The sequence below is a fragment of the Cricetibacter osteomyelitidis genome, assembly GCF_004340985.1.
Taxonomy (GTDB): domain Bacteria; phylum Pseudomonadota; class Gammaproteobacteria; order Enterobacterales; family Pasteurellaceae; genus Cricetibacter; species Cricetibacter osteomyelitidis.
This window is the reverse complement of sequence record NZ_SLYB01000047.1, coordinates 1-8,527: the sequence shown is the minus strand read 5'-3', so window position 1 is coordinate 8,527 and position 8,527 is coordinate 1. Positions and strand designations below refer to the sequence as shown.

At 40.6% G+C, this 8,527-nt stretch carries 3 protein-coding genes and 1 pseudogene; all 4 read left to right on the top strand.

What is annotated here, in order from left to right; genetic code table 11:
- Positions 1 to 3,129: pseudogene (locus EDC44_RS13045) on the top strand (hypothetical protein); the annotation flags it as partial.
- 407 nt (positions 3,130 to 3,536) lie between these two features.
- Positions 3,537 to 4,802 (top strand): TolC family protein, encoded by a 1,266-nt coding sequence (locus EDC44_RS12625; protein ID WP_131979680.1) that lies wholly within the window; start codon positions 3,537 to 3,539, stop codon positions 4,800 to 4,802.
- Between the two features lie 53 nt (positions 4,803 to 4,855).
- The gene (locus tag EDC44_RS12620) at positions 4,856 to 6,994 is read left to right on the top strand and encodes a type I secretion system permease/ATPase (RefSeq protein ID WP_131979676.1); all 2,139 of its coding nucleotides are present in this window, start codon (positions 4,856 to 4,858) and stop codon (positions 6,992 to 6,994) included.
- Between the two features lie 5 nt (positions 6,995 to 6,999).
- Entirely contained in the window at positions 7,000 to 8,244 is a 1,245-nt protein-coding gene (locus EDC44_RS12615) for a beta-barrel domain-containing protein (protein ID WP_131979672.1), read from the top strand.
- Positions 8,245 to 8,527 lie beyond the last annotated feature (283 nt).

Genomic DNA, 8,527 nt, shown 5'->3' with positions numbered 1-8,527 from the left:
GAGCAGCCAAGTAAGGCGGCGACAACAAATGACCAAACCCCGGGGTTAGTGATTGAGAAAGGGTTAAAACCGGAGGAAGTGAAGCTGTATGATGATAATAAAGAAGTCCCGGCGAGCTATGATCCGGCCACGGGTGTATTAACCCCGAAAGCGCCGTTATCAGAAGGTGAGCATGCGCTTTCGTACACCAAAACAGAAGCAGGAAAAGGGGAAAGTGCCAAGAGCGATCCGATTAACGTTAAGATAGATACGATAGCACCAAGTGCACCAGCCGTTACAGCGAACACAGATGGCACAGTCGATGTTAAAGTGCCGGCGGATGCCAAAGAGGGTGATACGGTGGAAGTTAGCGTGACCCCGGAAAATGCTGCAGCATCAGAGAAAGTGACGCTTACGAAGAAAGGCGATGTATGGGAGTCAGATAAGCCAACGATAGTACCGGCTATTCCGAAAGATCAAGATACGGCGAAGATTCCGGCGGATCAAGTCAAAGATGGTTCAAAAGTGACGGTACAAGGCAAAGATTCAGCAGGTAATCAATCAGCGCCGGTAGAGGTGACAGCCGAAAATCCGGATGCGACTCGTGTGCCGGGTACAGATAGTACAGGTAATCAAACTGATGCAGCGAAACCGCAAATCAGCTTTACGGAAGATGTTAATAACGATGCGAAACTGAATAAAGCCGAAGTAGGTACAGACAATAGCACTCCGGTGAAAGTCACGCTACCGGCGGATGGTCACTATAAAGTAGGTGATAAGTTAGTCTTAGCAGTGGATGGTCAACAAGTCGGACGTGATGGTAAAGCAAGTGCAGAAGCGATTACCTTAACAGAGACTGATTTGACCGATGGTGTTAGTGTGCCCGTGGCGGTACAAGCCGCTCATGAGGGTAATGTAACCGTTGTTGCTAAAGTAAGTAATCCAAATAATTCGTCAGCAAATAATGTGGTGACCTCTCTTGAGAAGACAGTCTCGGTGGATACGAAAGACCCAAGTGCACCAGCCGTTACAGCGAACACAGATGGCACAGTCGATGTTAAAGTACCGGCGGATGCTAAAGAGGGTGATACGGTAGAAGTTAGCGTGACCCCGGAAAATGCTGCAGCACCAGAGAAAGTGACGCTTACGAAGAAAGGTGATGTATGGGAGTCAGATAAGCCAACGATAGTACCGGCTATTCCGAAAGGTCAAGATACGGCGAAGATTCCGGCGGATCAAGTCAAAGATGGTTCAAAAGTGACGGTACAAGGCAAAGATTCAGCAGGTAATCAATCAGCGCCGGTAGAGGTGACAGCCGAAAACCCGGATGCAACTCGTGTACCGGGCACAGATAGTACAGGCAATCAAACTGATGCAGCGAAACCACAAATCAGCTTTACGGAAGATGTTAATAACGATGCGAAACTGAATAAAGCCGAAGTAGGTACAGACAATAGCACCACGGTGAAAGTCACGTTACCGGCGGATGGTCACTATAAAGTAGGTGATAAGTTAGTCTTAGCAGTAGATGGTCAACAAGTCGGACGTGATGGTAAAGCAAGTACAGAAGCGATTACCTTAACAGAGGCTGATTTAACCGATGGTGTTAGCGTGCCCGTGGCGGTACAAGCCGCTCATGAAGGTAATGTAACTGTTATCGCTAAAGTAAGTAATCCAAACAATTCATCAGCAAATAATGTGGTGACCTCTCTTGAGAAAACGGTCGCGGTGGATACCAAAGATCCGACTCAACCGATGTTGGTTGCGACAAAAGATGGCTCAGTTGAAGTGAGTTTACCGATTGATGCAAAAGCAGATGATAAGGCAGTAGTTAGTGTACCGAAAGAAGGCGGTACAATAGAAAACGTGACTTTAACTAAACAACTTAATGGCAAATGGATATCTGATAAACCAGAAACAATTGCCAACCCAATGGGGGATAAAGCGACAATTTCAGCGAATAAGGTGAAAGATAATGCTGTAGTAATGGCTAAGTCTATTGACTCCGCAGGTAATGAGAGTGCCACATCTTCTACAACTGCTCTTCCGCCTCCACCACAAGTTCCAACGAGGGTTCCAGCTAAAGCGCCTGAAAAACCGAGTTATGTGAGTGAGGATACCTCTAACATTGAAACTAATCCAGATAATGTAGGAGGTAAAACCCCACCTAAATATTCTGGTGATGATCTTTTCTTAAGAGGTTATGTGCAACCAAATCGGTCTGTTTGGAAATATGCAGAAGGGAAAAAAGAATGGGTGAATAAGGATAATGGTCATGTTACGTCCGGAGATGGTAATGATAGGATTGAGGTGTTGGGTGACTTAGGAAGAAAAGATGACCCTGGCACAACTTCTATGATTATAGATACGGGGGCTGGCAATGATGTAGTTCTTGTGAATGGTAAAAACATTTCCAATACGGTGATCAAGACAGGAGCTGGTGATGATTATATCTTACTGAATGCCGGGTTTGGTTATAAGGCTACAAGTGCTGGAACTAATGTGATTGATGCTGGTGCTGGTAATGATAGGATTGTATTGGGGCAACCTGATGCAACCAATGCTAAAGGAAATGTACGCATAACAGGTGGTGCTGGGGATGATGTTATTGTTCTGACCCATAGTTACAACTCAGAACCAATAGGAGAATCAAGAGACAAATTATTTGTATTAAAAGGTAACCATCCGGATAAGTATAGTATTGGTGGTAAAGAATGGTCTCAACCCCTCATTGAAGGTGATTATGGTTTTGATACCTTACAAATCCAAGGTAATGGAACCAGAGTCAATCTACGTTATGGTAAGTCTGAAGGACCTTATGCTAAAGAAGAAGGTATTAGAGGCTTTGAGGCAGTCGATATGACGGCAGAAGGGAATCAGCATGTTAAAATTAGACCATCTGATCTTTTGTATAATGGTGAATATAACGGTGGTAAGACATTCTTCTATATCTCAGGTAATAAAGGCGATAAAGTTGATATTTCGGGCTTTACTAAAGATAATTCTGATAAGCTTCAAAATGTCAAAGGATTTGCCTTAGATGATAAGGAACATAGTTATACGGCTTATAAGTCGGTTGATGGTAAGGATGTTGTCTATGTAGATGATAATCTTAGCGTTGCTACAATCAATTGGGAGGCGACTTATTAATCTTTCATGAAGTCTTTGTGAGGTTATGAACCTCACTGATGAATATCTAATTGGGAGAGGGTAACCTTTTCCAATTAGATTAAGATGTAGATCCGTGATTACAGTCATTTAACCACTGTAAAGTGAGACATCTCACTTAATGTAAATAACTAACAGGCACAGATTCTTGAATTTGCGCCAGTTTTTTATATCTAAAGTGCGGTGGAAACTTTAAAAGTTTTTATGAAAAAGGTAAGTGGATAAGTTATTGTAAATTTATGTAAATTAGAGATGACTTGTCTGAATTTTATAGCGATTCCTGCCGAAGTAGGGTAAAATTTCCCATTCAAAATAAGCATTTATCATAATTCATTTGATAAAAAGTGCGATTAAATTTATAAAAGTTTACAGATAATTTAGGGTATATTATGTTTAAATTAAAAAACTGGCAATTGGCTATCCCATTAATGCTTGTTTCCTCGTTTTCTCAAGCCTTATCACTGCAAAGTATTTTGCAATCTTCGTTGCAAAACGATCCTGATGTTCGCGAAGCTGCCGCTAATATTGAATCGGCTCATATGCGTACAGAGCAGGCAAAAGGTCAGCATTGGCCGATTATTTCTTTAACGGGCAATAAATTGCTCAGTCAATATCACGATGATAAATCCGATTATAATAAAAAAAGTTTTGTGCCCGGTGTGAAAGGCGAAATCAATTTGTATTCTTTCGGTGCTATTGACGCGGAAGTTGATCGCAATTTAATGGAATCCCGTTATTACCAACATCAATTTAATGCCACGAAAGAAGAAGTGGGATACACCATTGCGGAACTCTATTTGCGTGCTTTAATGGCAAAAGAAGCTATTGGTGTAATGAAGAAAAGTTTAGCCCGTCACGAAGCCATTTTAAACGATATCGGCGCGATTACCGACAGCGATATCGGTCGTGAATCCGAATATGTGCAGGCAGAAGCCCGTTTATTGATGGTAGAGCAGGATATTAATAATTATGAACGCGAATTAGCTTCAACATTAACTTCTTTAGCGAAATATATTAAACATAATATTGATTCCAAAGAATTAGAAGATCCGTTTAAACAGGTTAATATTCAAACATTATTAGCCGCTTATGCAGGTTCTCGAGAAACCAACCCGACTTATCAGGCCCAACAAGCCCAATTAGATACGGCAAGAGCGGATCAAAAATTGGAACAACGCAAACGACTGCCTAAATTGAATTTAGTAGGAAGTGCGACCACTGAAGACCGCACTTTGGGACTTTCCGTTTCTTGGGATATTTTAAATAATCCGGCAAGTTATGTGGTGCGTGAAAAAGCAACTATTTTAGCTGCGGCACATGAACGTTTGGATCGTGTTTCTCGTGATATCGAAGATTCCGCACGTTTAGCCCAAGTGAATATCGAACAATACCAACGTCAACTTAAGACATTGAAAGCACAAGCTATTTCATCTGCAAAAGTGGTAGAGTTTTATAAGTTGCAGTTTGATATTGCCCGCAGAACTTTGTTAGATGTGCTAAACGCCGAACGTGAATTATTCAATGTTGAATTATCACAGGTAATGACAACAAATTCATTGCGTACTTCAATTTTAGAATATCTGCGTTCTCAAGGTATGTTGGCGAGCTGGGCAGGTGTAAAACCATCCGGCGTAGTAGAATTAAACTTTAAATAAAATCAAAATTTACGTTAAATTAAGTAGTGCTTTGTTGTGCTACAGAGATATATATGAAACTTATTATTGATAATCTGTCCTTGCTAACACAATTGCTAGGCACCCATTTATCATCAGCCACTTTGATGTCACATACTGTGCGTAAAGAAGGAATGGCTGTTGATTTTTCTTCTGTCATTGAATATTTGAAAAGTGAAGGATTTCAGAACTCAATTTCTCAACGGCCGTTAAAAGATATTCCGGCACTTTCCGTACCGTTGTTATTGATCTTAAAAAATGAAGAAGCGGCAGTAGTTACTGAAATTAACGCCGATGGTGATGAACGTCGCTATAAAATTATAGATCCGGAAGGCATACAACAATGGCTTTCCGAATCAGAATTAAATGCCAAATATCTAGGCTATTGTTGGTTTGTTAAACCAAAAATTGATATCGATATGCGTTCCGAATTGCCGGAATATATTATGCCTAAAGCCTGGTTTCTACGTGTGATCTGGCGTTTCAAAAGTTACTATTATCAGGTTATCCTGGCGACCTTTGTAATTAACATATTGGCGTTAGTCAGTTCGCTATACGTAATGAACGTATATGACCGTGTTATTCCTAATAAAGCTTATGAAACACTCTGGGTATTAACTTTGGGTGTTATTATCGCAATTTTATTTGAGCTGGGTATTAAAATTATCCGAGGGCATCTCACAGATGTGGCAGGCAAAAAAGCGGATTTGATCATAAGTTCGGCTATTTTCCGGCGAGTGACCTTGGTGAAATTACAATACAGACCGATGTCGGCGGGGTCTTATGCAAATAACTTGCGTGATTATGAATCTGTTCGTGAGTTTATGACCAGTGCAACGTTATTAACGTTGGTGGATTTACCGTTCTTAGTGTTGTTCTTAACGGTAATGTGGATAATCGCAGGTAAATTGGCTATTGTTCCGTTTATTATTATACCGACGGTAATGCTTATTGGGTATTTAGCTCAATTTCCACTTGCTCGCTATATTAATGAATCAACCCGTGAAGCCTCACAGCGTCAAGGCTTGGCAGTAGAAGCTATCGAAGGTGTTGAAACCTTAAAAACCAATAACGCATTAAACTGGGCGTTAAGTCGTTGGGATTATTACACGGCAAAAGCGGCTGCATCGTCTATTAAAGTGAAAGATGTGAGTAACTTTATCAGCTTCTTTACGATATCTATGCAGCAGCTTAATACGGTGTTTTTAGTGATTGTGGGGACATACTTAATCCACTCTAAAAACCCGGATAATGTAATTACAATGGGGGCATTAATTGCATCGGTTATTCTGTCCGGCCGTGCTTTAGCACCGATTGGGCAAATTGCAGCCTTGGCGATTCGTTTCCAACAAGCATGGCTTGCATTAAAAGGAATTGATGAAATTTTAGCCCGTCCGATAGATAGAGAACCGGATCGCAAATATATCACATTGAAAAATATAAAAGGTGAGCTGAAATTTAATAATGTCGGTTTTGCTTATGACAATAATGCACCAACAGTCATCGACGGTCTGAATTTAACGATTAAACCGGGTGAAAAAGTGGGCATATTAGGGCGTATCGGTAGCAGCAAATCAACTGCGTTGAAATTGGCTGTGGGATTATATGAGCCGAAACAAGGTAATGTGACTTTAGATGGCGTAGATCTTCGCCAAATTGACCCGCACTTTTTACGTAATCAGGTTTTATTGCTTGAGCAAAATCCGCGTCTGTTTTTGGGAACGTTACGCGACAACTTAGATCTTGCCCGCATGGACGGTTTCTCAGATGATCAAGACCTAATTCGTGCATTGTCCCGATTCGGATTAGATCATGTGATTCAAAATCACCCTAAAGGGTTAGATATGCCATTGGGCGAGAGCGGCATGGGATTATCGGGCGGTCAAAAACAGGTAATTGCGTTAGCCCGTATGACAATGCGTGATCCGAAAGTGGTATTGCTTGATGAACCGACAACCGGTTTAGACCAGGTTTCTGAAATTCAAGCGTTAAATGCTATTGCAAATTGGGCACATAATAAGACACTCGTCGTGGTGACTCATCGTTCTCAAGTATTACGCATTGTAAATCGTATTGTGGTTATTGATCAGGGCAAAGTTGTAATGGATGGTCCGCGTGACGCAGTTTTACAACGATTACAACAGAATGAAGCTCAAAATGATAAAGCAGAGTAAAGGATATGAAACAGGAAGTCACAACAGATAAAAAAGAGCAAAAAATCAGTAATAAAGATTTACGTTTATTAAATGATTTACATGCAGCATTGCAAAAAGAAACGCATCATCGTAGTTTTGCCGTCATTATTGCCGTTGCAATATTAATTGTAGTCTTTGTAGTTTGGTCTTATTTTAGCCCTATCGATGAAGTTGCCCGCGGTCAAGGCAGTATTATCCCGAATAGCCGTGAACAAGTGATTCAAAGTTTGGATCCCGGTATTATTAGTGAAATGTTAGTAAAAGAAGGGGATACGGTTGAAAAGGGGCAGGTATTACTCAAATTAGATGATACCCGCAGTTCTGCCGTATTACGTGAAAGTCAGGCAAAAGTAGAAAACTTACAAGCTCAGGTTTCCCGTTTACAAGCGGAGGCCTATGGTACGGCATTAACTTTTCCGGATAGTGTGCCGGAAGATCTGCAAGAACGTGAACGTTCTATTTATAACTCGCGTAAAACCTCATTGAACGAAGCGATTAAAACATTACAAAGTAGTAAAGCTTATTTGGATCGCGAAATTAAAATGACCTTACCAATGGTTGACAAAGGAGCAATGTCTGAAGTGGAATTACTCCGTATGCGTCGCCAATCTGCTGATTTGGAATTACAAATCATCGAGCGTCAAAATAGATATGTGACGGATGCTAATAATGAGTTGACCAAAATGGATACGGAATTATTGCAAGCAAAAGAAAATATGGCAATGCGTGCGGATCCTGTTGAGCGTTCGATGATTCGTGCTCCGCTTAAAGGTATTATTAAAAATATCAAAATCAATACCATTGGCGGGGTTGTCGGTGCCGGTCAAGACATTATGGAAATTGTCCCGATTGAGGATAATTTATTGGTAGAGGCTTATATTAAGCCGCGAGATGTCGCTTATGTGACACCGGGGATGGCTGCTGTGGTAAAACTAACCGCTTATGATTATGCTATTTATGGTGGCTTAGATGGTGTGGTTACGCTTATCAGTCCGGATACATTATATGATCAACAACGTCAAAGTGATTTGAAATTAAACCAGGAAGCCGCTTTTTATCGTGTATTGGTACGTACTAATGGAAGTCATTTGACCGATAAAACCGGTAAAGAAATGCCTATTATTCCGGGCATGATTGCTTCGGTTGATATTCAAACCGGTAAGAAAACGGTGTTTGAATATTTAACTAAACCTCTGACGCGTATGAAACAAGCATTACAAGAACGTTAAGGATTAGTTATAGTTAAAAGAAAAAGTCAGATTGCCGACAAACCTACTCCTGTTTACAGAAGAATAGGGGAAATAAATTAATTATAAAAGCAGCTTATATTTCAATATATTGCTGTAAATATTAGAATTATCCTCTTTGTCACTGCGTGACATCGCTCCCGTAAACGGGAGAGAGTTCAGAATTATTGGGTGTAATGGACAAAATAGTTGCTGAAATGTCCATTACACGTTCATGTGGACAAAATAGTTGCTAATAATTATTTTCAGAGGTTATTAGTAACTC

Excerpts from the sequence above, each read along its gene's own strand:
- EDC44_RS12625 (WP_131979680.1), top strand. The coding sequence starts at position 3,537 with ATGTTTAAATTAAAAAACTGGCAATTGGCTATCCCATTAATGCTTGTT.
- EDC44_RS12620 (WP_131979676.1), top strand. The coding sequence starts at position 4,856 with ATGAAACTTATTATTGATAATCTGTCCTTGCTAACACAATTGCTAGGC.
- EDC44_RS12615 (WP_131979672.1), top strand. The coding sequence starts at position 7,000 with ATGAAACAGGAAGTCACAACAGATAAAAAAGAGCAAAAAATCAGTAAT.